This is a genomic window from Pseudoalteromonas arctica A 37-1-2, from assembly GCF_000238395.3.
Taxonomy (GTDB): domain Bacteria; phylum Pseudomonadota; class Gammaproteobacteria; order Enterobacterales; family Alteromonadaceae; genus Pseudoalteromonas; species Pseudoalteromonas arctica.
In genome coordinates, this window is sequence record NZ_CP011025.1 from 1,490,833 (window position 1) to 1,513,749 (window position 22,917).

Sequence of the window (22,917 nt, forward strand, 5' to 3'; positions counted from 1 at the left end):
TAAGAGAGTAACTTGGGAAAAGCAATTTGATAAAATTGAAGTGAAATCTTCGCTCGATGGAAAAATTCAATGTTTGTAAGTTCTAAAGATACTGCTCCACTAATAATGAGTTTACATACTTGGAGCGGGGATTATCAACAATTTGATCCATTAGCTAGCCTGTCATTAAAGGCTGGGTGGAACTATATACATCCAGACTTTAGAGGGCCAAATAATAGTACAGATTCTTGTTTAAGTGACAAAGTGATTTCAGATATAGATGATTCAATCTTTTATGTAATAAAGAACGGGAATGTGGATAAAGATAATATTTTTATTGTAGGTACCTCTAAGCGATCTTGGACTTTGGTATAATCAAACAAATAACAAAGGCAGTGAAAATACGCTAAAGATATTCTTTCCTGCACAGGTAGTTCAGTTGAGCTAGATAGAAATATATGCAGGAATTAATGATGGGTATACAGTCTATACCGGTATCACATTCAATATTATTTTTTAATAAGATTGCTAGTTTGTATAATGCAAGTAATAAAATCACAGTAGAAGAAACGGTTTATATACTTGATCGCATGCATATAAATAATGTAGAAAATAAAAAATCGGAAAAAGAAATCTTATTTTTTAAAAAAAGCCGGGCCTGCCAGTATATATTTTTGATGGTTCACATGAAATGCTGCCCCAGTATACGCTTGATAGAATTAAATCTTTATTACATTAAACACAAGTTTAAAAAGCAGCCCGCACGTAGCGGGCTTTTTGTGCCTATAACTTAGTAAATTAAAGTGACTTGCCTGTAAATATTTCTTTGCCAGCCAAAATACAGTTGCCGTTTATTGCTATGGCCAGTTAGGGTTGGTGGCTTTTAGGAACTTGTGGCCGCTTTAAATTATTGGCTTGTTATTAAATCATAAAGCTTAATTTTCTCACCAAGCCACTTAGAACCTTCGTATGATAAATGCCCATTATCTCTGTATATAAAAACTTCACCAGTATGGGTTTTACAGGTTTCCCCATTACATAGGTAATCTCTAAGATCAATAACTTTGAAGTTAGGAGAAAGTTTTGAGAGAAAGTTGAAAACATCAATATTAGATATTAAAGATTCGTCAATATCACAGTCAGACAGTGATTTATTTATGAAAGAAGCTTTGTCTAGGCATTTACCAATATTGTGACCATCGACTGATGGTGGTGGTGAAAATATAATTGGTTTTATCCCTGCCTCCAAAAACACATCTAGGGTGCTTTTGAAACTCTGAAGAACTTCGTCAGAGCTTAAGGATTTAAACTCTCCACTGCTAAGCCTTACTTCTTTGAAATATTGTTTAAATGGCGATGATAATACGGCATATTTCACTGTGTTGTTTTCTTTAATCCACTTTTTGACACTTTCAGTAAATTCAAAACATTCTTTTGTAAAGTTACCATGTATTATAGGGGTAATATCAAAAAATGGACCGCAATTACTTTTAGAAAATTGTATGATTTTAGCTTTTGGGTTTGAAGCCACGAGACCACTAACCAAGTGCATTGAAAAAGAATCCCCCCACACTAAAACCTCTGGATTATCATCTGTGCTGCAATTAGGAGATAACGTAAAGCCTCTACAATCATTATGAAGCCCATAATTACCTTGTAACTTTTCTTTTTGAATAGCATAGGAGTAGCTTTTGTTGTCACTTCTTACTTCTAAACCATCATTAATAAAAACACTAAAGCCTAAAATACAAACCGATAAGGAAAAGTAAAGAGGTTTGCATTTTAAATAACTATATATACCATCAAAATTTTTGGTGAAATTTATTTTTTCAATATATGTATGGCTTAGGTATCCCAGTATAATAGATAAGATAATACCTAAGTAAACAAAATGTTCGTTGAGAGAAAAGTAAAATATAGCTACTACAATAGGCCAGTGCCATAAATAAATAGAGTAAGACCAAGAGCCTAACTTTTGAAATACCTTATTTGAAGTTATAAAGCTATTTGTTTGTGCTTGGATAACTAAAAAAGAGCCAAATACAGGTAGTATGGCTAAGTAGCCAGGCCACGGAGTATTCTTAGATATTAATATATAAGAACCAAAAATAAGTAGTATACCGAACCACCCAATGAACTTTTTTTGTTTATCATTCAGAGTTAAAGGGTACAAAAATGCTATACCACCTAGCATCATTTCCCATGCTCTAGTGGGAAATAAGAAGTAAGCCGCAGTTGGCCATTTATAGGTAGCTACAACACTAAAGGTAAAGCCTATTAACGTTCCTAACACTAAAAGTTTTTTTATGGAAATTAGTGACATAAACTTACTTAAAGTAACTAAAACTAAAGGGTAAATTATATAAAATTGCCACTCAACAGAAAGTGACCACGTATGGAGTAACCAATTTTCATTTGACGATGCGGCAAAATAACTATTTTCTGTCCAATAAACTATATTAGATAAAAAGCTTACACTGCTAATAGCATGCTTACCTAAGGCTTTATATTCACTGGGAACAAGATAAAGCCAACTGCATACAATTAAGGAAAAGCATAGTATTGCTAATGCGGGGATTATCCGATTTGCTCTTGCTACGTAAAATTTTAAAATTGAAAAATTTTCTTGCTCTATTCCTTTAAATATTATCCCTGTCATTAAAAAGCCTGAGATAACAAAAAATACATCTACACCAGCAAAGCCTCCGGGCATCCAAGCTGGGTTAAAATGAAATAATACTACTGCAATTACTGCTATGGCCCTCAGACCATTTATATCTTCCCTAAATTTCACGTTATTGTTCCTATATTCTATTTACTTAAAGTTAAATCACAAAAAAGTGTAAAGTTATTTATGTAAAAAACAATCAAAATATTCTCTAAAGCGACTTGCCTGTAAATATAACCTTTCCAACCAAGGTACAGTTGCCGTTTATTGCTATTAGTTGTTCTGGCCAGTTGGGATTTGCGGCTTTTAGAAATTTATGGCCACCTTCAATTATTAACTGCTTAAATGTGGCTTCGTTGTTGTCATCTAAACGCGCTACTACGTACGAACCGTGAATGCATTCGGCTTCAGGGTCTACAAAAATTAAATCACCTTCATCAAACTTTGGCTCCATGCTAATACCTTGCACTTTTAAAACAAAGGTTAGGTCACTGCAATTAACAGGGCACATAAAACGTTCTGCGTCGTAGGCTTTAATCTCACTTATTTCTGACCAAGCACCGGCTTGCACCCAGCTGATAAGTGGGGCTGTGGCTTTAATTGCTGGTCCTGGCACAACGTTGTTATTTATATTTTTTGCATCACTCTGGATTTCGCCAATTCCAAATAGTAAATATTCTGGAGTGCAATTGAGTGCTTGGGCGAGAGCATCAATCTTACGAGGGCGTTTAGTTTCGCCTGATTCAATATTATGAATAGAGTTTTGTGCTAAACCCGCAATTAAGCCTAGCTGTGCTTGAGTCATTCCCAACTGAACACGTCTTTTTTCTACTCTTTTTCCTAAATCCATTTTTTAAATTCCTAATATTAAAATCGCTTAAAGTGATATTTACTGATTATTGCCTTTTTATTTTATTTTGTCTAATCAGTTAAATCGATATTGACATCGGTTAAATTGATATCTATTATCGGTTTAATTGATAAATACTGCTTGGAGGAAATATGAGTGCCGTAGCGAAAGCAATAGAAATAATTGGTGGGCAAACAAAAGCCGCCAGGTTGTTAAGTACAAAACAAAACATCATTTGGTACTGGATTAACCGTCATTGCCAAGCCCCAGCGAAATACATTCCACGTATTTCAGAACTAACTAACGGTGAAATATCGGTAAACGATTTATTAGCCGATCATCAAAAAAGCAAAAAGGAAGATGCAGCATGAGCACTGAACAACAAATTATTTTATTAGATATTCATCCAGATGCTAAAGCTGTGCTGTTTGCACTACTGCAAGAAAACAACCAACTACGCACTGAGCTTGAAGAGCAAAAAGACCGCTTAGTAAACAGCGCAGAAGCCATGGAAGTTTTAGGCTGTGCCCACGCCAAGTTTTGGAAACTCAATAAAATGGCTGGGTTTCCAAAGCCGGTGCAATTTGGCAAAAGCAATTACTACCGCATAAACGAGCTAATAGCATTTAGAACCAAGTACCAACAAAACGTGAATAACTAGGAACAGGGCAATGAGCACATACCAAGTATTTAGTCGTGAAACGTTAAGCAGCTTTAAAACATTAGCAGAGCAATGCCGCTATTTATTGAGCTGCAAAATTACTACCCGCAAAGCGGTGTTTGGTTTTGACTCAGTACTGCAAGCACGTGTAGGTGATTTTTTACTACCTGTTTTTTGCAATGGCGACGAGTACCAAACAATACAAAAAGCCGTTTACTGGTTAAAAACACAAGCAACTAATTACCTAAATGCAGCAACCCGTAGCCAGCAAGGAGTTAATTAATCATGGCAAACACAGCTATTAACTACCCAAACCCAGCACCATTAAAAGCAGTAACTGGCCGCCACGTACCAAAAGGCTTGGCCGAAATAAAGGCATTAATGGGCAGTGAGCGCCACACGCCAGAATACGTGTATACCAAAGTGCTAAGCGAGCAAGAGCGTACATTAGTATGTTTTGCAGCAGGCCTAAAGCGCCACCATTTAGAAAGCGGCTTTGCTAATTTTGATGCAGATACCCGCCTAAAAATTCACAAGGCTATTTTGCAAATGGAGCAATTAGTAAAAGCGTTTACCGATGCTAACGCCATGGCCCCCGCTAAGTTTGTGCAACATGCACCGGTTGAGCCTGCCAATACCAACTATTCACACTTAACAATTACTAAGGGTTGATCATGAATCCTGACCAACTAATAAACCAAGACAGTGGCAATGTTGAGTTTTATACGCCCGCTAAAGTTTTGAAGTATGTGCACCAAATGTTTCCGGTTATTGATTTAGACCCTGCAAGTTGTTCAGTAGCTAACGAGTCGGTAAAAGCGACGTGTTACTTAACCAAAGAAGACGATGCATTAACACGAAATTGGATAGCAAACAGAGTTTGGTTAAATCACCCATTCAACAAAGGCGAAAAAGCATGCAACCCAAAGTGCGTTAAAAAAATATGTAACGACCCTAGTTACAGCAAGTATCGCGGCCACTGCATTACCGAAGATATAGCAAGCAATGGCGATTGGATTGATTGCTACTTAGACCAATATGCGCAAGGTAATTTTAAAGAAGCAATGAACATCACCTTTGTTAATAGCTCAGAAGCATGGTGCCAAAAGTTATTAAGAGCTGGCTTAAGCTGTTTTATTGATGGCCGTACACACTTTAACGATGCGCAAGGCAATGTAAAAAAGGGCGCACCAAAAGGTTGTTTTATTACTTACCTTGGCGATAGAACCGACGAGTTTCGCGCCATATTCTCAGCGCTTGGAGTAGTGAAGTAATGAAACTACACCCAAAAGCAAAAGCCGCACTTGGCTATTACAACGCACACAGAAAAGAGCGCGATATAGCAAAGTGTGATTTTCAAAAAGCGGTAAATGCATTATGCGATTTAAATGCCTACGCACCCCAAATAGCAAAGCGCATAGAGGCGCTTGGTCGTTTTAGCTCAAATAGCTGGTACGCATATTCAATGGCTGAGTTTGATATTCAACTTGATAACGATGTAAGGCTTTTACACGCATACCACAACATTGAGCCTGATGACAGCTACGACGAGCTAGACACAGACGAATTAAACGACCTCCCATTTTAAACTCTCAAGGACACTAAAAAATGAACGCTATCAAAGACCAAGCTACGCCTAAAAATACGCAATTACTACTTAGCATTGTTTTGCACGCTATTGAGCAAGTTAATTTTGCAATTCGCAATTTAAACAAACGCAGCACTATTGGCATGCTAATGCAGTGCGAAGACACGCTAACCGACTTGTTGCCGATAGTAAAAATGATTGCAGATGACGACGTTAATTTTGAAGGCGTTTACAGCCAAATGAGCATTGCGTTAAGTGCAGCACAAATTGGCGGTGAACCAATGGAAATAGAGCTGTAACAATGAGCTTATGGCCCGTTGTAAGCTTTGATGTTGTAACAGCGGTTTTAACTATGGTTAAAGCCGTTGACGACATTGAACACAGAGATTTTTTAATAAGCGGCCTTGGCCGTTTTACTGCGTTCACCCAATATAAAATGGCTAAGCAATACCTTGCCAAAATTACCCCACCAAGCAACGCCTGGTATAAAGACGAGCCTATAAACCCAAGTGAGCAAGCCCACATTTGGCTTTATAATGCGCTTAAAAATGCAGAGCACCGCATTGACGTAACCAACTTAAAAATAAGCGCACCTGCACAAGCCGCGCTTAAAAAAGTGCATAACAACAATATTCATAATTACATTGTAAAAGACATTGTAGAAAGCAAGCGTGCACCAAGCATACAGGCTAGCTTTGTGCGCCAAACTGCAAAAAACATGGAGTTTGCACAAAAGCAGCGCGACGTAAAAAAACCCCAACCTGTAGCTGCAAAGAATTTACAACAAGCGGATGGCGATCAGGTTACTAAATCGGCCATGTCGGTTATTGCGGCTATTGATGATGCAGAGCAAGTTGCTTATGTTTATAAGTGCCTAGCTGGCGTGCCTAAGCCGTTACAAATGCGTGTTGCTAAACGTTATATTGATAAATACACCCACATTAAAAACACGGGCAAAGCCAAAGGCGAAACGCAAGAGCAATACAACGAAAGGCTAATAATTGCGAGCCGTAAAAACTACGACTTTAGCGATAAAAAAACAGCGAATAAAAAGCAAGTAATTACAGTAGCCGAAGTGCGCAAGCAAATTACCGCAAACGACTGGTTGCGCCGCACAATTACAACACTACAACCACGCCTAAAAATACTTGAGCAAATTGTTAGCAACATGCCATTGCCATGGCACATTTTAGCCAATGCCGACAAAACCAAAAAGCACGGCAATGTGCTGGCTATGCAAACGGCCGAAATGATAAACGATTTAGCCAAAGAGCAGCCAACATGGGATGCAACCGACATACACGAAAAAGTAAACGAGTTTGCCGCACAATTTAGCGTGCAATTACAGTTTGCCGAAAAAGGTATTTACCTAACCGTGCCGGATGCCGAAGTAGCACTTTTAAAAGCGCAGTGCCACAAGTGGTGGTCGCGTAAACTTAAAACTATTCGCAGCCGCTACCTAGAACACCTAGAAATTGCAACGGGCGAAGTGGGCCGCGATTTATTTAACAGCACAGATAAAAAAGGCAATAAAAAAACAGAGCGCCGCGGTATTAGCGCCTATTGCTCAAAACAAGCAGTGGCCGAATACACCACCAATCGCGAACGCGGCCAGCGCTACCTAGAAAGCCTAGAATTAGTAAACGAACAAAGCGATGTTATATCGCTAATGAAAGCAGTAGAAGCAGGCGTTGCCAACCCTGAAAACATGCGCAACGAGTTAATGCTACGCATACGCGAAACCGAAGAACTGGCCGACGAAATGGGTTACACAGGCGGCTTTTATAACATTACTGCGCCTAGCCGTTTTCATGCAAACTCGCCTACGTGGGATGGGTCAACCCCAAAAGACGCTAGCCTATATTTAAATAAGCTGTACTCACAAGCCCGCGCTAAATTAGACCGCCTTGAAATACCGTATTTTGGTATACGCGTAGCAGAACCGCACGCCGACGGCTGCACACACTGGCACATGCTCTTGTGGATGCCAGCGCGTTACTACGACCAAGTTAATCATTTATTGCGCCGTTATTTTACCCGCGACGACCGCGAGGTGTTTTTTCAGCGCTTTAAAAACCGCAAAGCATTACGCGCACGCTATACAAAGGCGCGCCGTATTTGGGGTTTAAATAAATCTAAAAAGGTGTACACCCGTGCACCGGTTAAAAACTACTTTCCGAGCAGCCCACGCTACACCGCTATAAAAATGCTACCTGCGCAAATTGGCAAAGACGGTAAAAAAACAGGCGGCGCAGCGGCTTATGTTGCTAAGTACGTAAGTAAAAATATTGATGGCTTTGCATTGGCAAACGAGTACGACGCAGAAACAGGCGAAAAGCTAACCCAAGCAGTTAACCCGGTTAAAGCATGGGCTAGCACATGGGGCATTAGGCAGTTTCAGTTTCAAAAGTCGCCATCGATTACTATTTGGCGCGAGTTGCGCCGAGTGCGCGAAGAGGTGCAAGGTAACGAGCAGCTAGAGCAAATACGCCAAGCGGCCGACAAGGGCGACTTTAAAACCTTTGTTGCGCTAATGGGTGGCTTTGGTATTGGCCGCGATGCGCGCTTTAAGCCCGCTTATCAGCATACCGAGTACGGCAATCAATACGCAGAATTTACTAAAACTCTAAAGGGCGTTGAAGACACCTTTGGCCTTTGCACGCTTGTTACTCGCGTTCATACCTGGTCTAAGCAAGTTATAGGCACAGCAGCAGAAAACACCGCCGCTATTGGTGGGCAGGATGCCAACAACGTCAGCGCAGCTGACCTACCTTGGACTAGTGGGAATAATCGTACGCCTTACTCAGTAGGGCATACAGACGCATTATTGCTAAATATGATCGGTTTTACTTCAAAAGAGATCATTAACGTTAAAAAGGATCTGTTAGCGGGTAAGCGGGTTAGGAATAACGGCCATATTTACTTAATTGAAGACGGCCATTTAGTGGTACTGGATGAAGCGGCGCAGCAAAAAGAGCACCGCCAGCACGCTATTGACTATATAGCTAATAGCGAAGCGCAAAAACACGCCCCAAATAACGAGCAAACCGCCGCTAAATGTAAAAACAAGCTTAGCGACTTTAGCCCTGCGCAAATAAAAGAGCTAAACCAAGGCGGCAACGTGATCAGCGGCAACCGTGTGTACTACATGCAAGAGCGCGAGCTACACAGCTTTGAGCAACTAAGCATGCAAGCGCCAAAATCGGCTATTAAACCAATCCCAACCGAAAAACATTTTGCATACGCTCGCGAGCTTTACGACCTAGCGCACATGTATGCAGAGCTTGACGGGCGTAACACCCCATCAAACACCCAATTTAATAAACACACGGCCGACATTATCGGCGACTTAGATTTAGCTAGATTAGTTCTAGCTGGCGAAGCCACAGCAATCAGCAGTAACGATTGGTGGGCACTAGACTTAATGGCGTAGGAGAAAATATGACTATTCAAATTTCAAAGGTACTCATGCCAAGGGCATGTATTAGTTGCCAGGCATTTTGCCCAAAAGGTTTTGCAGATGATCAGCACAGCCCGTTTATTACTAAATTCGATAAGCCCGCGCCTAAAACCCAATACGGCCAGTGCGGAAAAAACAATAACAGCGTTTTTGCTACCGAAATTTGCGCCGGCTATCAGCAAGAACCTAACGCCAACGTATTTACAGTAACCAACAGACCACAACCAAAACAGCAGGTGACATTATGAACACACAATCAGCAGCCGAAAAAATGTTAGAAAGCGGGTTATTTTACAATGAAGTTTTATTAGCTCGCGCATTTGGCGAGTCGGCTGCAAATGGAGCACGCTGCATAAAAAACATTTGTAACAACGATCGTTACACAGTCGAAATTAAAGAAACCCCAATAAAGTGCATAAAAGTAACCGGCATCGATGGCCGCAGAGTCACTATTGACCAGTTACAAAACACCGCATTGCTATTTAAGCGTCCAAGCTTATTGGTTGGAGGGCAAGCGCATGGCCACAGGTAAGGTAAAAGCGGGTGAAGTTTTCAACAATTGGACAGTATTAAACGAAGACCGCCGCAACCGAGGGGTGCAGCATTTTATGTGTAAATGCGTATGCGGCACCACTCGCGTAGTACGCAAAGATAATTTAGGTCATGTCCAGGGCTGCGGTTGCGAGCGAAAAGAATATAAATTTCGCACAGGGCAAATAAAAACAACAGCAAAGCCAAGTACTAAAAAAGCGAGAATTGTTTCACCAAAAACAGTAAGCGCACCGGCTAAAATGCCGCACCACGAAAACCAAGAACCGCGCCCGCAATACCAGCAGCGCAGCAAGTCAAAACGCGAGCTGCTAGAAGATCGCTTAATGCAAATGCAGTTAGAAAAAGAATTAAGTGAATTATGGTGAACCATGAAATCAACAGTTAAACGCCGCAACTGGGTGTATCACTCAGTTGTTAAACCAAAGCAAAGCGAGCAGAAAAATGAAACAAAAAACAGCATTGATGTGGGTATTAAGAGGTTTTTACTTACAAATCGGCTTTACCTTGTCAGCAGCGGTTTATGAGTTAACCAAACTCGCTGCAAACATTTTATTTTATTAACCAAAAAGGAAACGCACTATGCACCAACAAAATAAACCACTCGACAAAGGCCGTGTAGCCTGTATTGCTGAAAAATACCAGCAAGGCAACACTACCAAAAACCGCTACGCCACATTAGGCCGTGCCACTAAATGGCAGAGCAACAACCAAGGCGGCAGCGATAGCATTGAAATAGAACTCGACACTATGCCAATTAATCAACAAGGCCCGTTAAAACTATATATATTTTGGGAAAGTGAAAGCCAGCAAAGCCAAGCGCACAATAACCAGCCACAAAGCCAAAGCCAAGGTTACGCACCGCCGCAATATCAAGGGCAGTATGATCAGCAGCAAAACGCGCCGCAACAAAACCAGCCACAATATAGCCAGCACCGACAGTAAACAGCACCCACAAAAAAGCCCGTATTAAACGGGCTTTTTAATGCGTGCAATAAAGTAAAAAACTAAAGGCCAACTAATTCTAATTGTTGTTCACGAGACAGGTTTTTAATTAACGATGCGGCCAATTGCTGCGTGCTTTGTACCGGAGGGTTTAAGAAATGATCAAACGATTGGGTAATACGAAACGTCGCCCCGCATTCACGAGTATTAGTACACGAACAATATAAATTTACTACGTGCGCGCTTTGCGTTTCACGCGATGTAATCGTAGCTTTAGCTTCGCAATTTGGACAAGTAACCCGCGCCATAATAAACCCCAATAGTTAATAAAATGCACTGTCATTATATACAGTGGTTGGTTGCGTTACAAATAACCATTTAACTATTGCCTGAGAATCAACAAGCTAAAAAAATCACTCCTCCTCGCCTTCCGCTTTCGTGCAAAAAATGCGTTAAATTGACACCCCCAGTGACAGGCCATTTTTAGCTAGCCCTTATAACCAAAGGATCTGAATGACAGTTGGAAAGGATCGTAATGGCAAAAATGTGACAATGTTTGACACAAAGTGACAGTATAAAGATCAAATAGGTGGGCATTTGTTGAATATTGAAATATAATAAATTAATTATCACTTAAGCGATAAATAAATTATGAAGTATTTATATAAAGGCTCACAAAGCCAAGAGCGGTTAGATGTGCTTTTATCGTTTGGTAAAAGTACCAGTGAAGATATAAAAGCAGCACTCAGTGATTACTTAGTTCGCGGTATTAGCAAGACCAATGCAGCAACACTTAATGGCGTGCCTGGGCCCAATTTGACAAGGGCACTTAAGCGGCTTGAAGTTACAGCAGGTAAGGTTGAAGAGGTTAAAGAGCTAGATTGGCCTAGTAGACTTGGTTAATTAAAAAAGCTACCTTGTTATACCTATTACTATGCATTAGAAAAGGATTGAGCAATGTTAGATTTTATTAAGTACGTTTTAAATGAATTAGGTTTAGATGAGCACGCCGAGCCGACAAGAACATCGGTTATGAAATATCATTTTAGGTCCAGAGATAAAGATATTCACGTTAATTTTGATTTAATCATAGATGATACTTATTTGGAGTTAACAGAAGAAGATGAAAAAGCATTTCGTGAATTTAGAAGCAAGCAGATATTTGGTGAAAAGCTAGAGAATCTTGAGTCGAGTATAAATAAGGCGGTTAAATTATATATGGCAAAAGCAGAATTAACCAAAGGAAACCAGCAGGGCTCAACATTCAGATTAACAATTGATTTGAAACTAGAAGAAGTTTAAACACCAAAGCGCTAGCTCCTAACTAGCGCTTTTTTTATTGCCGCTCTTGCTCCCCCAAAACGCCCTAAACAATCGCATTAACCCAAGGGTTGAAACTGCAATGCCTACAATTACAAATTCAAAGTACCAGGGCGCGCCGGTATAGCCCATAGCTTGCCAGCCCTTATGCATGTACGGTTGCATAGCCGGTATAAAATGACACACAAACAAACCCAAAAAGAATAAAATGATCACTTCATCCATGATGGTTTTGTCGCGGTTCTTTAAAACAAGAAAGTCATAATCAGCGTCGTTTTGCTCTGCCTGCATGCAGCGCTTTGATTTCGCTTCAAACTGCGCAATTTTAAAGTTGTTTTCAGCGCGTGCAACATCGGCAGCCATTTCGGCCGCTATGCGTTTACGCTCAACATAGCCGCCGGTTAAGTCGGCTATTGGGTCAGTGATGAATGAAACCAGTGTTTTAATCCATCCCATTATTTGCCACCTCTAATTAATTTAATAAAGCCCTTTGGGTCTTTGTTAAACGTTTCAATAAATTTATTGATCCCCTCCAAAATGTGCGGGGCCGCATAAGCCGTTACACCAATAACGCCCGTTTTTAAACTTTCATCAAATTGCCGCCACTCGCAAAACATAGCTGCCAAGTACGCAGCAAAAACAGCAATTAACACACTCATAAAATAATGAAAAAACGTAAACACTTTACGGCTTAAATACATTTGTATAGCCGCCGCTAAAAAGCTCAACATAAGCAACTGCCCCCACTGTTTAATAAATTCAACTATATCTATCCAGCTCATGCGTCATCCTTGGGTGTTGGGTTAAGGTCTGAATATTCAGGCTCTTTAAATTCAATATGCTGCGCGGCAGGTAAATAATTATTTATACCTAATACATCTTGCTGAAGTGGCACCACTTCATTGTTGTAATAGGCGCGGGTAATTTTATCTAAATCACCAAAGCCAGCACTATCACCAGACGACTGGCCGCTTAGCGCTTCTTGCGCGCGGTGCATACTTAGCATATCGTTAAGCGTAATTTTTTTAATCCGCTCAAACTCATCTTTAGTTGATATATCACCAACCGGTGTAATGTTTATCGCCTTTTCGGCATCGGCCTTATTACTTCTAAAATTAAAAAACAAACTTCTAAAATTGCCCACGCCTTTGCTATCGCGTATTGCATCTTTTAATGCCGTCTCATCTTCATCGCTTAAATTAGGATCAGCCATTGAAAATATAAAACCCATGTGCGCACCGTTCTTGTAATACCGGCGCCTAAACAAAGTCGCATCTTCATTTAATAATGCCGACTGAATGCCACCGTAATACTGCGGTATGCCATAAATGCCTTGCCCCGGGTCGTACTCTTTTACATGTATAATTTCGCCCGCATTAAAATAAATAGGCTCATGGCTACGGTTACTTAATTGCGCATACACACCGCGCGTACTCGTATAGCGCATAGTCAGTGCAGGCAGGTGCCGTAGTTTAATAATTTGCCCAAACGAATTTTTAATAATTTGCAAATAAGCGTTGCCACTCCACAGCAAATCAAAGCCAAATTTGCTTAATGCTTGATGGCTTAACAGCGGGTTGGGCTTATACCATTTTAAAATCATATTGCGCTTAAAATACAAAATGGGTCCGTGCTGGGCATTAACGCGCAGCAGTTTAATTAAACCCTGCAAACTAATGGGCGGCGCATAAATACCGTTGCTGTCACTAAATACACCAACGTAATCTGTTAGTCTGTTATCTAAGCACGGCTCGGGGTCGCCAAAACTAAACGCATCAGTCACCGCAGTTCGTTGGTTGTAATTTGGCGCTTGGCCGTTGCTTACTTGTAATCGTGGTTTCATTAAGCTGCAATTCCTACAGATGTTTGGCGGCTGTGGGCATTACCGTCCAGAGGTTCAAATAACAAGGCGTGCATAATTGCCCACGCAATATCGGCATGGCCCGTAGTGGCCGTGCGGTTAGTAGCATATGTAATTTGGTCGCCAACAACTTTACGGCGAATATTAATAAACGAGCTAGCAATGTTTACCGCGTCCTGGTCAAACTCAAGGCGTCGGTTTTGAATAACGTTAATTGCCTTAATAACCATACGGTTTTTAATAATAGGGTTGTAATGTATTGGCTCAGCGTTAGGGTAAAACTTAGTAATAAGCTCCCACACGCCGTAACCAATACCAGTGGTATCAACGCCAATGTGCACAACGTTGTATTTTTCGGTAAGTAGTTTTATTTCGCTGGCCATCGCTTCAAAATCATTACCGCTTAAATCAATTGCTTCAAGCAGCAAAAACTTTTCGCCAGGCTTCATTGGCGCACTTAAAATAGCTACGCTCGCTTTGTCGCCAAACCGCGCAGGGTCAAAACCAATAACCACCGGCTTTAACCCGTAAGGGCGTTCGTAATCTAAATCAAAGTCAGGCCACTTGGTAGAGTCGCCAACGCAGTTCATAAGCTGCTTGAGGTTAAACGCGCTGTGCGCATCATCAATAAACTTACACATAAACAAGTTATTAAACTCATCTACACTGTACTCGTTTTCAAGCACGCCAATGTCAATGCGGTCAAACCCGCTGGTAACCACATCGTACACAGTAAGCATTTGTCGCCAAATGCCATCTTCGCAAAGCCTGCCATTTTTTAAACTTTTATGGCTAACATCAATCGCAAATTCAGGGTCGTTACAGGCTTTTGTTTTGCGGTACCACTTTCCGTTCCAGTGGTCATACGCTTCATGGCTCGTAACGCTCGGCGTACTAAAATAGGTTATTCGTAAATGCTTATGCGTTGCCATGGCCTGCGCCAAACCGCGCAAGCTCTTATATTTTGGAATCCAAAAAACTTCGTCTATATATAGGTCGCCACTTTCCGACTGAGCAGTACGCGCATTAGTGCTTTTAAAAATAAGCTTAACTGTTTTGCCGCCCGCCAAATTAAGCACCATTGGCGAACCGGTCAGCTCAACATTAAAATGCTCACGCACCAGCGCCACAATATTAGCTTTAAATACCTCAGCCTGATCACGACTCGCCGATATAAATATTTTATTGCGGTCATTAATAACCGCGTCGTAAAACGCTTCAAACGCAAAGTAAAAAGTTGCCCCAATTTGGCGGGGCTTTAAAATAAAGCGGGTGCGGTGATCTTGGTTTTCAAACCAATGTTTTTGGTGGGGATAAAGAAGTTTGTCTTTAAGCTCGTCAAGCATTTCAAGCGTAATGCCAGAGCAATCATTTTTCTTTTTCTTCTTCGACTTTTTGCCACTGCCGCCACTATTGCCAGCAGCAGTGTCGTCGTTGTTAGCGCGTTGCTTAGGGGCAGGCGCAAGCTTGCTTTTATTTAGTGCACATAATTGGCGCGTGCAAAAATCTAGCTCTTTATATTCAGCATCGGTTTTATTGTCTTTATCGGCTAACAAATTAATGCGGCGGCTAAACGCCATTTCGGCATTATATGTTGGGCACATGTCCGCCCAGTTCTCAGCCTCAGACCAACGCCTAACACTTCGCGCACTTGGCATGCCTGCTAAATCGGATATTTCCTCGTAGGTATAGCCCTCAACAACATACAAATCCTGTGCTTTTTTGCGTACGTCTGGTCCGTAGTTAGCCTTCATATTGCGCCACATTAATTAATCCATGGCGGCAGTGTATTAGTAATAAAGCACGTAATCTGTTTGTTAAAAACCTATCCATTCCTAAAAGTTAAATATAGGAATTTCAAAAAGTTAAACAGTTGGAAAGGTGCAAAAGGAGGGTGCAAACTGCAGTTACTTTAAAGCATAAAGCTTAATTAAAAAACATTTAAAAGGTTTGTTTATATGCCAGGTCAACTACGCACAAAACCATTATCAATTGCCGCTGTTGGCATGACTGTCGACGGCCGCGAAATAACCGAGCAAGACGTAGCCGACATAGTAGAAACCTACAACCCGCGCAAATATGGCGCACGCATAAACCTCGATCACGAATTTAACTGGTCAGGCTGGGCCGCTAAAAACCTACACAACGTAGACATACCAGGCATGCTCGGCGACGTAGTAAGCGTAGAAGCATACGAAAACGAAGAAGGCGTAGTGTGTCTATACGCCGTACTCGCACCCAATCAAGGGTTTGTAGCATTAAACAAAGCCGACCAAGCCGTATATTTTAGCATCGAAATAAGCCGCGACTTCATGGGCACTGGCAAAACCTACCTAACCGGCCTAGCTGTTACCGACTACCCAGCAAGCTGCTACACCGACCGCATCCATTTCAGTAGTAAGAGCAAAGCAGACGACACGGAAGTCTCTTTATTAACCGTTGACTTAGGGTCATGTGAGCCTATCGACACACCTAAAAAACCCTTTTTCAAACGACTATTCACTAAGGAAGATCCCGACATGAACGAAACACAATTAGCCAATGCATTAAAAGATGCACTCGGCACGCCGCTTGAGCAATTTGGCCAAAAGCTAGACGGACTAACCGCAAAGCTTGATGCGTTTTCAACAACAAAAGTTGACGACGAAGAAGAAACCGCCCCGCCAGCCGAAGAGTCAGCCGAGCTAACAAAACTTAAAGAAGAGCTATCAAGCACAAAAACAGCACTTGAAGAGCTTAGCGACAAGTTTGCCAAAGCATTAAAAACACCTGCGGGTGACACAACCAACGCCGACGAAGAGCACGAAGGCGACGAAGGCAAATACAGCAACTGCTTGTAATTGCCGCACCCTAACTTAACTTAGCAAAACGCAGGAACGAAAATGAAAACCAGAACAAAACAATTATTTATCGCAGTACTTGCAGGCATGGCCAGCAACTACGGCGTAGCATCAATGAACGAGCAGTTCAACGTAGGGCCAACAACTGAGCAGCGCTTATACGACGCAACGTACGACTCAGTAGAGTTTCTACAATTAATTAACACCGCACTAGTAGACGACATCGTAGGCCAATCAGTAATGATGAGCGTAGACGGTGGCGTAACAGGCCGTGCCGGTGTAGAAAGCGACGACACCAAAGAGCGCCAAACGCGCGACGTAGCAGGCCTAGCAAAACGCGAATACCGTTGCCACCCAGTAGAATGCGACATTCACTTATCATGGGCAAAAATGGATCAGTGGTCAAAATTCCCCGACTTCCATCAGCGCTATCGCAATCACGTACGCCAAGCAATTGCACTCGACATTATTAAAATCGGCTTTCATGGCACATCAGCCGCACCGTTTACAAACATTGCAACTAACACAATGCTGCAAGACGTAAATATCGGCTGGCTGCAACTCATTCGCCGCGACGCACCAGAGCGCGCAGTAAGCGAAGGCGCAACCGTTGACGAAATTCGTATTGGTGCCGGTGGTGATTACGAAAACCTAGACCAAGCCGTGTTCGACGCACTGCAAGCAATCCCAGAGCACAAGCGCGTAAACATGGTTGCCATCATTGGCGACGAACTACTAGCAAACGACCAAAACAAGTTGTATGCAAAGCAGTCGCACACGCCAAGCGAAAAAACCAAAATCGAACTTGAGCAAATCATTAAAACATATGGCGGCCTAGCCAGTTATAAAATTCCGTTCTTTCCAGCGCGCGGCATTTTAGTAACAAGTTTCGACAACCTAAGTCACTACGTGCAATCAGGATCAACCCGCACCCACGTAGAAGACAACCCAAAAAAGAAACGCGTAGAAGACTACCTATCACGTAACGACTGTTACTACATCGAAGACCTCGAAAAAGTAGCCTACTTCGAATCAGCCAACGTAAAACTGCCAAATAAAGCAGGCACCGGCTGGGAATAGTTTTTAGCAGCAGCAAGCCGCCCTTTTATCCCAAGTTTCGGGCGGCTTTTTTTAACAATTAGCGAGTATTTTTAAATGAGCCTTTTCAAAAAATCATTAGCCAAAGCTAAAGCAGTACCAACAAGCACTGAAAATAAAGCGCCAACGGCAGCGGCTAACGCCACTCAAGCCAACGCGCCAGCAACCGTAAACACGCAAACCGAGTACCAGCTTTATGCAGCAGCTATAGAATCCGATTTGGCTCAATTAAAAACATTTGCCGACATTAGCGACAAAGCAACATACAAATCAGAAGCGCTAGAGCGCCAAGACTACCTAGGCTACATAAACCAATACCGCCTAAGCGGCCAAAACCACCACAACAAGGTGTTGGCGTGGGTGTTTATTTGGCTCGTTGATTTAAAGCGCTGGGATGCAGTAATGGACTTATTGCCATTAATGATCGAGCAAAAACAACCACTGCCAACCGTGTTTAATACCAAGCACTGGGCAGCGTTCGTTATCGACCAGCTCTACGACGACGCAAATTACTACCTTGCCGAATCACACCAACAAGGCCTGTACGACATTGGCTTTACACTGCGCCGCTTAATTTACGTAGTTAAAAACCAAGACTGGGCAGGGTTAGAAGTAGTGGGCGGCAAGCTTTACGCAATAGCTGCAAAAGTAAATAAAGCACAGCTCAACCTAGGCCATGCACTTTACTTTGCAGAAATGGCCCAATCCATTAACGACAAAGCAGGCGTTAAAACCCTGCTAAAAGAATTGCAAAAAATGATTAAACCAGCGGAGCCAGAACAGCAAACCGCTAACTAGCTCCAACGCCAGCGGGCAACTTAGCACAACGTTAGCATTACTTGCTTAACGCGCGTGACTAAGTGGCGCCCGCATCCAATTTAATGTGTGTATTTTTACAGGTGCAATATGAATTTAAGCGGTATGCCACAAGCAGATTTACAAAGCATCAATGTTGATGTGCCAGGCAATGGCTATTACCCAGCGCTAAGCACCGCCCATTTTATTGAGCACTACGCAATAGCCCAAGAGTACGCCAGTAAAAGCGACGTACTGCTAGAAAAGCTGCTTTACGCACAGGCCGAAATTAACCAAGAGCTAGCAAATACACAGCTTACCAATGGCCAAACGTTAAGCGCTGCGCAAGCCCTGTTTTATAAGCGCGCAGTTTACAGCAAAGCAAAAGCCAGTTTGTTGGTATCAAAGCTAGGCAGCACGCACCGCGATAGCGCAACAGCACAAAGCCAGGCGGCAATAGACAACCACGAACATTGGTTAAGAGAAAGCATAAACGCCATGCGCCAGCTGCAAGGCCTAAGCCCAAATTTAACGGTAGAGCTACTATGAGCCAAAGCAAAATAGCAAAGCTTAAGCAGCATTTAGCAACCGCAGAATACCAAGGCCGCAACCTAGCGCTAAGCACCCAGTTCGACAGCTGGATAGAAGGCGGCCGCATAGAGCCAAGCAGCAAAACCATTAACGGCAACGGCCTATTGGCAGCAAGGTTTTATTACTCAGGAGCGATCAGCATAAACCCATGCGCAGCACCCGCAGCACTTATTTGTGCCTTTGCATCGTTTTGGTTGCAAAACAACGGCGGGCGATACGACAGCACCGACATTGAATTTAGCGCCGACGTTAACGACGACAACAGCAACGAAGTAGAGCTAACAATAAATCAGCTTTGCGAAGACATAGAGCTAATACAAGCGCCCAACGGCCCGTTTGAATTTAACGGCAACCGTTACGACTTTGGCGAGCAAAGCCTATGGATAGCAGAGGCGTTCACGCTTGAAGGCCAAATAAGCCGTGCTTAATCTCAAGTTTGATGAAGGCCGCAGTAAAGAGCAGTTAGCGTTTTTACAGCTTAAGCCGCAAAAGCGCCGCAACATATTGCGCAGTGCAATACGCGCGGCAAACAAAAGCAGTAAAGAGCGGATCACCAGGCAAAGTGATTTAGCGGGTAAAAGGTGGCAAGGCCGCGCCAACGGCAAAAAAAAGAAAATGCTAACCAAGCTAAAGCGCAACATGAAAGTGCGCTACGGCGCAAATAGCGCAAGCGTATATTTTAAAGGGGGCAACAGCGGAAAAATAGCCCGCGCCCACCAAGAAGGTATAAGCCTAGATGCAGGCAAGCCAAAAAGCAGTGCCGCACAAAATAAAGAAGGCCCAGCCACCCGCAACTTAGCCCGCGCATTAATGGCCGAGGGTTACAAAATACCGCGCGGCAAAGGCAAGGGCAGTAAGCGCCCCAGCATTAAATGGATAACAGCAAACCTAAGTAAAAACCAAGCAGGTTTTTTACTGCGCGAATTAAAGGGCAGCTCAGGCAAGAGCGCATGGAAAATTGATTTACCGGCCCGCTCCTTTTTGGGGCAAACAATGGCCGAGCAAAAAGAGCAAATGAATTTTATTTTAAACAAAGCTATGCAAGTGGCGTAGCGCAAGCAAAAAAAGGAACGACCATGGCACAAGGTAAAGTATCCGTTGCCGCCATTCAGACAGGCAGTGGCGCTACAAAACAGGTAGAACGCACCGTATTGTTCATCGGACAAGCGCCCGAAAACAACGGCAAAATTCTACCCATTAATGCACAAAGCGACTTTGATGCTGAGTTTGGCGTAGCCGACTCACCGTTAAAAACCCAAGTTAAAGCATGGCAGCGAAACGGCGACGACCTAGTAAGTGGTTATGCAATAGCGCACGCAATCGACGCCGACGTAATGGCACTTATTGACGAAGCAATGGATCAAGACGTAAGCCCCGAAATCATTGTTATTTGTACGCCCGTCACAGGCAAAGCCGAAGTAGAAAGCTACCAAGCAAAAGCGCTTGAAATACTAGCAAGCCTTGCTCGCCGAGTGCGCTTTTTAATAGCAGCGCCTGGGCTAACCGAGCTACAAAACTGGTCAGACTTAGTAACCGCATTACAGCCAATAACCGACGGCGTAGTAGCACCGCAAACGGCTGTTGTTCCTTTGTTATTTGGCGACGAGCTAGGCGCAGTAACTGGGCGTTTATGCAAAAACTCAGTCACTATTGCCGATAGCCCAATGCGCGTGCTTACGGGTGCAATGTCACTAATGCCGCATCCGGTAGATGCCGCAGGCAAACCGCTAACCAACTCAACCACAGCCGCACTAGACGCACTGCGCTTTAGTTGCACACAGTTTTACCCAGATTTTGACGGCACATATTTTGGCGACGTAAACATGTTAGATGCCGAAGGTGGCGACTTTCAGCAAATCGAAACAGGCCGCATTGTCGACAAGGCCGCCCGCGACGTGCGCATTATTGCCATTCAAAACATTAAAAACCGCCGCCTAAACAACAGTGCCAGCGGCATTGAATTTGGTAAGCGCATCATGGGCAAACCGCTACGCGAAATGGCGCGCTCAATTAACATTGGTGCCGACAAGTTCCCGGGCCTAATCGACACGCCAAAAGACGACAGCATCAGCCTAACGTTTATGAACGCCACCACATTGCAAGTCGTTCTCAAAGTTAAGCCAATCGATTCACCCAACACCATCATAGTTGGCATCATGTTAGATAACGCAGAGTAGGAGCGAGCATGCAAAAAGTACTAGGCGGTAAAGACTTCGATATTTTCATTGGTAACTCAATGGTGCACGTAATCGAAGCAACCGTAAAAATCACCGACGGCCGCACAGTTAAAAAAGTGCGTGGCGTCCCAAAAGGCTTTATCGACGGCGACGTAGAAGGCGAAGTAACCCTAAAGCTCGACCACGAAAACTGGCTAATTGTGCAAGCGCAAGCGGCAAGGGCAGGTAGCTGGAAAGGCATTGAGCCGTTCGACGTGGCATTTAACGCCGAAGTAGCGGCAGGCAAAAAGAACATTGAAGCGTTTGGCTGCCTACCGCAACTAGACGAAATTTTAAACATCAAAGCCGACGGCGGCGAAGAAGACACAACATTAATTAAGTGTCCGATCACCAGTCCCGACTTTGTAAAAATCAACGGCGTGCCGTACCTAACATCAGATGAAGTGAGAGACTTGTAATGACCAAAGCCATTCGCAAACTAACTGCCGCAACATTGCTTAGCACTTTAAAGGCCTGCGGCTACCGCGTGTTCGAGGGAGAATTAAACCTAAACATTATAGGTATTCGCCACAACAACACGCGCGCCAATACCTTTAACGATGTTATTTGCGTGCTGTATCAGCAAGGCAGCGAATGGCAATTAAAGCAGTACAAAGCAACCACCGACGCCGGTATTTACTGGCGTCAAAATCCAATGAACGTAAGCGGCACAGCGGTCCTAATTGCAGGGCAGCATAAAAGCCTATGGAAGTTGGGTTATCACCTGGGCAAATACCGCGCCCTTGTACAACATAAACCCGTTGTTGTCCTACGCGACAACAACCACGACACCGAGTTAGACACGGAAGTCACACCACAAGCCAAGCTACAGCAAGGTTACTTTGGTATTAACTGCCACCGCGCAAGCAGCAAAACCACATCAACCCAGGTTGATAAATGGTCTGCAGGTTGCCAAGTGCTAGCCAACCCAAATGACTTTGACGAGTTCATTAATTTGTGTGACCAATCAGCAGCCAAGTACGGCCCGTATTTTACATACACATTACTAAATCAATCCGACATTAAAGCGAGTAAATAATCATGGCGTTCGAGAAAAAAATCACATTAGAAACACCGGTAGGCGAAATCACATTTAACGTAAACGCAGCCGACTACAACAAATACATCAACTCTACGCAGCCAAACAACAAAGTGCAGCCGGCAACTAACTTTGTATTAAACACCGTAGTGCAAGAAGACGCTAAAAAATTAAAAGAGCTAGTGCAACAGCCAGGCGCGGCATTATTTTTAGTGGGCGCAATTGTTGAAGAATACCAGCCGGAGTTTAATTTCACCGTAAAAAAATCGAAGACCGAGCCAAGCAAATAGGCAAGTCTCGGTTAGATCAGCTACAGGCATACCACGCCAAGTATTTTGGCGCGGTTACCGCAACCCAAGAGAGCCTAGCGCAAGCGCTATACCTCGAAACGCAGCAGCAAGAAAATTTTGTAGTTGCTGTAAATAACGGCATATGCCAAGCACTAAGCGAGTAATGT

At 43.0% G+C, this 22,917-nt stretch carries 33 protein-coding genes; 26 read left to right on the forward strand and 7 right to left on the reverse strand.

Features of this window, described 5'->3' with window-relative positions; all coding sequences use genetic code 11:
• Positions 1-69: 69 nt before the first annotated feature.
• Positions 70-354: an alpha/beta hydrolase family protein gene (locus PARC_RS06660; protein WP_010553442.1), complete on the forward strand. Its 285-nt coding sequence runs from the start codon at positions 70-72 to the stop codon at positions 352-354.
• Between the two features lie 532 nt (positions 355-886).
• Here PARC_RS06660 and PARC_RS06670 read toward each other — a convergent pair.
• Entirely contained in the window at positions 887-2,773 is a 1,887-nt protein-coding gene (locus PARC_RS06670) for an acyltransferase family protein (RefSeq protein ID WP_010553444.1), read from the reverse strand.
• Between the two features lie 85 nt (positions 2,774-2,858).
• Positions 2,859-3,497, reverse strand: a complete 639-nt coding sequence (locus PARC_RS06675; protein ID WP_010553445.1) for a LexA family protein — start codon at positions 3,495-3,497, stop codon at positions 2,859-2,861.
• A 152-nt stretch (positions 3,498-3,649) separates the two neighbouring features.
• Between PARC_RS06675 and PARC_RS06680 the strand changes: the two genes are divergently transcribed.
• The 12 genes from PARC_RS06680 (at position 3,650) to PARC_RS06735 (ending at position 10,700) form a co-directional block, all read left to right on the forward strand.
• Complete coding sequence (locus tag PARC_RS06680) at positions 3,650-3,868, forward strand: YdaS family helix-turn-helix protein (protein WP_010553446.1); 219 nt, start codon at positions 3,650-3,652, stop codon at positions 3,866-3,868.
• Positions 3,865-4,158, forward strand: coding sequence for a helix-turn-helix transcriptional regulator (locus tag PARC_RS06685; RefSeq protein ID WP_010553447.1), 294 nt, complete (start codon positions 3,865-3,867; stop codon positions 4,156-4,158). Before PARC_RS06680 ends, PARC_RS06685 begins: the two co-directional genes overlap by 4 nt.
• A gap of 10 nt (positions 4,159-4,168) precedes the next feature.
• Entirely contained in the window at positions 4,169-4,441 is a 273-nt protein-coding gene (locus tag PARC_RS06690; protein ID WP_010553448.1) for a hypothetical protein, read from the forward strand.
• Between the two features lie 2 nt (positions 4,442-4,443).
• Positions 4,444-4,830: a hypothetical protein gene (locus PARC_RS06695; protein ID WP_010553449.1), complete on the forward strand. Its 387-nt coding sequence runs from the start codon at positions 4,444-4,446 to the stop codon at positions 4,828-4,830.
• 2 nt (positions 4,831-4,832) lie between these two features.
• Positions 4,833-5,432 (forward strand): DNA N-6-adenine-methyltransferase, encoded by a 600-nt coding sequence (locus PARC_RS06700; RefSeq protein WP_010553450.1) that lies wholly within the window; start codon positions 4,833-4,835, stop codon positions 5,430-5,432.
• Positions 5,432-5,746 carry a hypothetical protein gene (locus PARC_RS06705; protein ID WP_010553451.1) on the forward strand — a complete coding sequence of 105 codons (315 nt, stop codon included), beginning with the start codon at positions 5,432-5,434 and terminating at the stop codon, positions 5,744-5,746. The genes PARC_RS06700 and PARC_RS06705 overlap by 1 nt, the downstream gene beginning before the upstream one ends.
• A gap of 20 nt (positions 5,747-5,766) precedes the next feature.
• Positions 5,767-6,045, forward strand: coding sequence for a hypothetical protein (locus tag PARC_RS06710; protein WP_010553452.1), 279 nt, complete (start codon positions 5,767-5,769; stop codon positions 6,043-6,045).
• 2 nt (positions 6,046-6,047) lie between these two features.
• Positions 6,048-9,179, forward strand: coding sequence for a replication endonuclease (locus tag PARC_RS06715; RefSeq protein WP_010553453.1), 3,132 nt, complete (start codon positions 6,048-6,050; stop codon positions 9,177-9,179).
• A gap of 8 nt (positions 9,180-9,187) precedes the next feature.
• Positions 9,188-9,454, forward strand: a complete 267-nt coding sequence (locus tag PARC_RS06720) for a hypothetical protein (RefSeq protein WP_010553454.1) — start codon at positions 9,188-9,190, stop codon at positions 9,452-9,454.
• Entirely contained in the window at positions 9,451-9,738 is a 288-nt protein-coding gene (locus tag PARC_RS06725) for a hypothetical protein (protein ID WP_010553455.1), read from the forward strand. Before PARC_RS06720 ends, PARC_RS06725 begins: the two co-directional genes overlap by 4 nt.
• On the forward strand, positions 9,725-10,123 hold the full coding sequence (locus tag PARC_RS06730) for a hypothetical protein (protein ID WP_010553456.1): 399 nt from the start codon (positions 9,725-9,727) through the stop codon (positions 10,121-10,123). Before PARC_RS06725 ends, PARC_RS06730 begins: the two co-directional genes overlap by 14 nt.
• A gap of 214 nt (positions 10,124-10,337) precedes the next feature.
• Entirely contained in the window at positions 10,338-10,700 is a 363-nt protein-coding gene (locus tag PARC_RS06735; RefSeq protein WP_021032028.1) for a hypothetical protein, read from the forward strand.
• A gap of 62 nt (positions 10,701-10,762) precedes the next feature.
• On the opposite strand, the gene PARC_RS06740 is transcribed toward PARC_RS06735, so the two are convergent.
• Positions 10,763-11,008: an ogr/Delta-like zinc finger family protein gene (locus PARC_RS06740; RefSeq protein WP_010553458.1), complete on the reverse strand. Its 246-nt coding sequence runs from the start codon at positions 11,006-11,008 to the stop codon at positions 10,763-10,765.
• Between the two features lie 343 nt (positions 11,009-11,351).
• Here PARC_RS06740 and PARC_RS06745 point away from each other — a divergent pair, with 343 nt between their 5' ends.
• Together PARC_RS06745 and PARC_RS06750 are read left to right on the forward strand one after the other, a co-directional pair.
• Positions 11,352-11,603, forward strand: coding sequence for a hypothetical protein (locus PARC_RS06745; protein ID WP_010553459.1), 252 nt, complete (start codon positions 11,352-11,354; stop codon positions 11,601-11,603).
• 54 nt (positions 11,604-11,657) lie between these two features.
• Positions 11,658-12,002, forward strand: a complete 345-nt coding sequence (locus PARC_RS06750; RefSeq protein ID WP_010553460.1) for a hypothetical protein — start codon at positions 11,658-11,660, stop codon at positions 12,000-12,002.
• Positions 12,003-12,020: 18 nt separating this feature from the next.
• Here the strand turns inward: PARC_RS06750 and PARC_RS06755 are convergent, their stop codons facing one another.
• The 4 genes from PARC_RS06755 to PARC_RS06770 are packed head-to-tail and all read right to left on the reverse strand — an operon-like array spanning position 12,021 to position 15,647.
• A complete protein-coding gene (locus tag PARC_RS06755; protein ID WP_010553461.1) occupies positions 12,021-12,476 on the reverse strand; it encodes a hypothetical protein in 456 nt (151 codons plus the stop codon).
• Positions 12,476-12,802: a phage holin family protein gene (locus PARC_RS06760; protein WP_010553462.1), complete on the reverse strand. Its 327-nt coding sequence runs from the start codon at positions 12,800-12,802 to the stop codon at positions 12,476-12,478. Before PARC_RS06760 ends, PARC_RS06755 begins: the two co-directional genes overlap by 1 nt.
• Complete coding sequence (locus PARC_RS06765; RefSeq protein ID WP_010553463.1) at positions 12,799-13,863, reverse strand: phage portal protein; 1,065 nt, start codon at positions 13,861-13,863, stop codon at positions 12,799-12,801. Before PARC_RS06765 ends, PARC_RS06760 begins: the two co-directional genes overlap by 4 nt.
• Positions 13,863-15,647 (reverse strand): terminase large subunit domain-containing protein, encoded by a 1,785-nt coding sequence (locus PARC_RS06770; protein WP_010553464.1) that lies wholly within the window; start codon positions 15,645-15,647, stop codon positions 13,863-13,865. Before PARC_RS06770 ends, PARC_RS06765 begins: the two co-directional genes overlap by 1 nt.
• 192 nt (positions 15,648-15,839) lie before the next feature.
• On the opposite strand from PARC_RS06770, the gene PARC_RS06775 reads away from it, so the two are divergent.
• The 11 genes from PARC_RS06775 to PARC_RS21995 all read left to right on the forward strand — a co-directional run bounded on the left by PARC_RS06775 (position 15,840) and on the right by PARC_RS21995 (position 22,914).
• A complete protein-coding gene (locus tag PARC_RS06775) occupies positions 15,840-16,721 on the forward strand; it encodes a GPO family capsid scaffolding protein (RefSeq protein ID WP_010553465.1) in 882 nt (293 codons plus the stop codon).
• A gap of 42 nt (positions 16,722-16,763) precedes the next feature.
• The gene (locus tag PARC_RS06780; protein ID WP_010553466.1) at positions 16,764-17,801 is read left to right on the forward strand and encodes a phage major capsid protein, P2 family; all 1,038 of its coding nucleotides are present in this window, start codon (positions 16,764-16,766) and stop codon (positions 17,799-17,801) included.
• A gap of 75 nt (positions 17,802-17,876) precedes the next feature.
• On the forward strand, positions 17,877-18,617 hold the full coding sequence (gpM, locus tag PARC_RS06785) for a phage terminase small subunit (RefSeq protein ID WP_010553467.1): 741 nt from the start codon (positions 17,877-17,879) through the stop codon (positions 18,615-18,617).
• A 108-nt stretch (positions 18,618-18,725) separates the two neighbouring features.
• Positions 18,726-19,163, forward strand: a complete 438-nt coding sequence (locus tag PARC_RS06790) for a head completion/stabilization protein (RefSeq protein ID WP_010553468.1) — start codon at positions 18,726-18,728, stop codon at positions 19,161-19,163.
• Complete coding sequence (locus PARC_RS06795) at positions 19,160-19,633, forward strand: phage tail protein (protein WP_010553469.1); 474 nt, start codon at positions 19,160-19,162, stop codon at positions 19,631-19,633. The genes PARC_RS06790 and PARC_RS06795 overlap by 4 nt, the downstream gene beginning before the upstream one ends.
• Positions 19,626-20,258: a phage virion morphogenesis family protein gene (locus PARC_RS06800; protein ID WP_010553470.1), complete on the forward strand. Its 633-nt coding sequence runs from the start codon at positions 19,626-19,628 to the stop codon at positions 20,256-20,258. Before PARC_RS06795 ends, PARC_RS06800 begins: the two co-directional genes overlap by 8 nt.
• Before the next feature lie 23 nt (positions 20,259-20,281).
• On the forward strand, positions 20,282-21,382 hold the full coding sequence (locus PARC_RS06805) for a DUF2586 domain-containing protein (protein ID WP_010553471.1): 1,101 nt from the start codon (positions 20,282-20,284) through the stop codon (positions 21,380-21,382).
• Between the two features lie 8 nt (positions 21,383-21,390).
• Positions 21,391-21,840 carry a phage protein gene (locus PARC_RS06810; protein WP_010553472.1) on the forward strand — a complete coding sequence of 150 codons (450 nt, stop codon included), beginning with the start codon at positions 21,391-21,393 and terminating at the stop codon, positions 21,838-21,840.
• On the forward strand, positions 21,840-22,460 hold the full coding sequence (locus tag PARC_RS06815) for a hypothetical protein (protein ID WP_010553473.1): 621 nt from the start codon (positions 21,840-21,842) through the stop codon (positions 22,458-22,460). Before PARC_RS06810 ends, PARC_RS06815 begins: the two co-directional genes overlap by 1 nt.
• A gap of 2 nt (positions 22,461-22,462) precedes the next feature.
• Positions 22,463-22,750 carry a putative phage tail assembly chaperone gene (locus tag PARC_RS06820; protein WP_010553474.1) on the forward strand — a complete coding sequence of 96 codons (288 nt, stop codon included), beginning with the start codon at positions 22,463-22,465 and terminating at the stop codon, positions 22,748-22,750.
• On the forward strand, positions 22,747-22,914 hold the full coding sequence (locus tag PARC_RS21995; RefSeq protein WP_373372465.1) for a DUF6890 family protein: 168 nt from the start codon (positions 22,747-22,749) through the stop codon (positions 22,912-22,914). Before PARC_RS06820 ends, PARC_RS21995 begins: the two co-directional genes overlap by 4 nt.
• Positions 22,915-22,917: the final 3 nt, after the last annotated feature.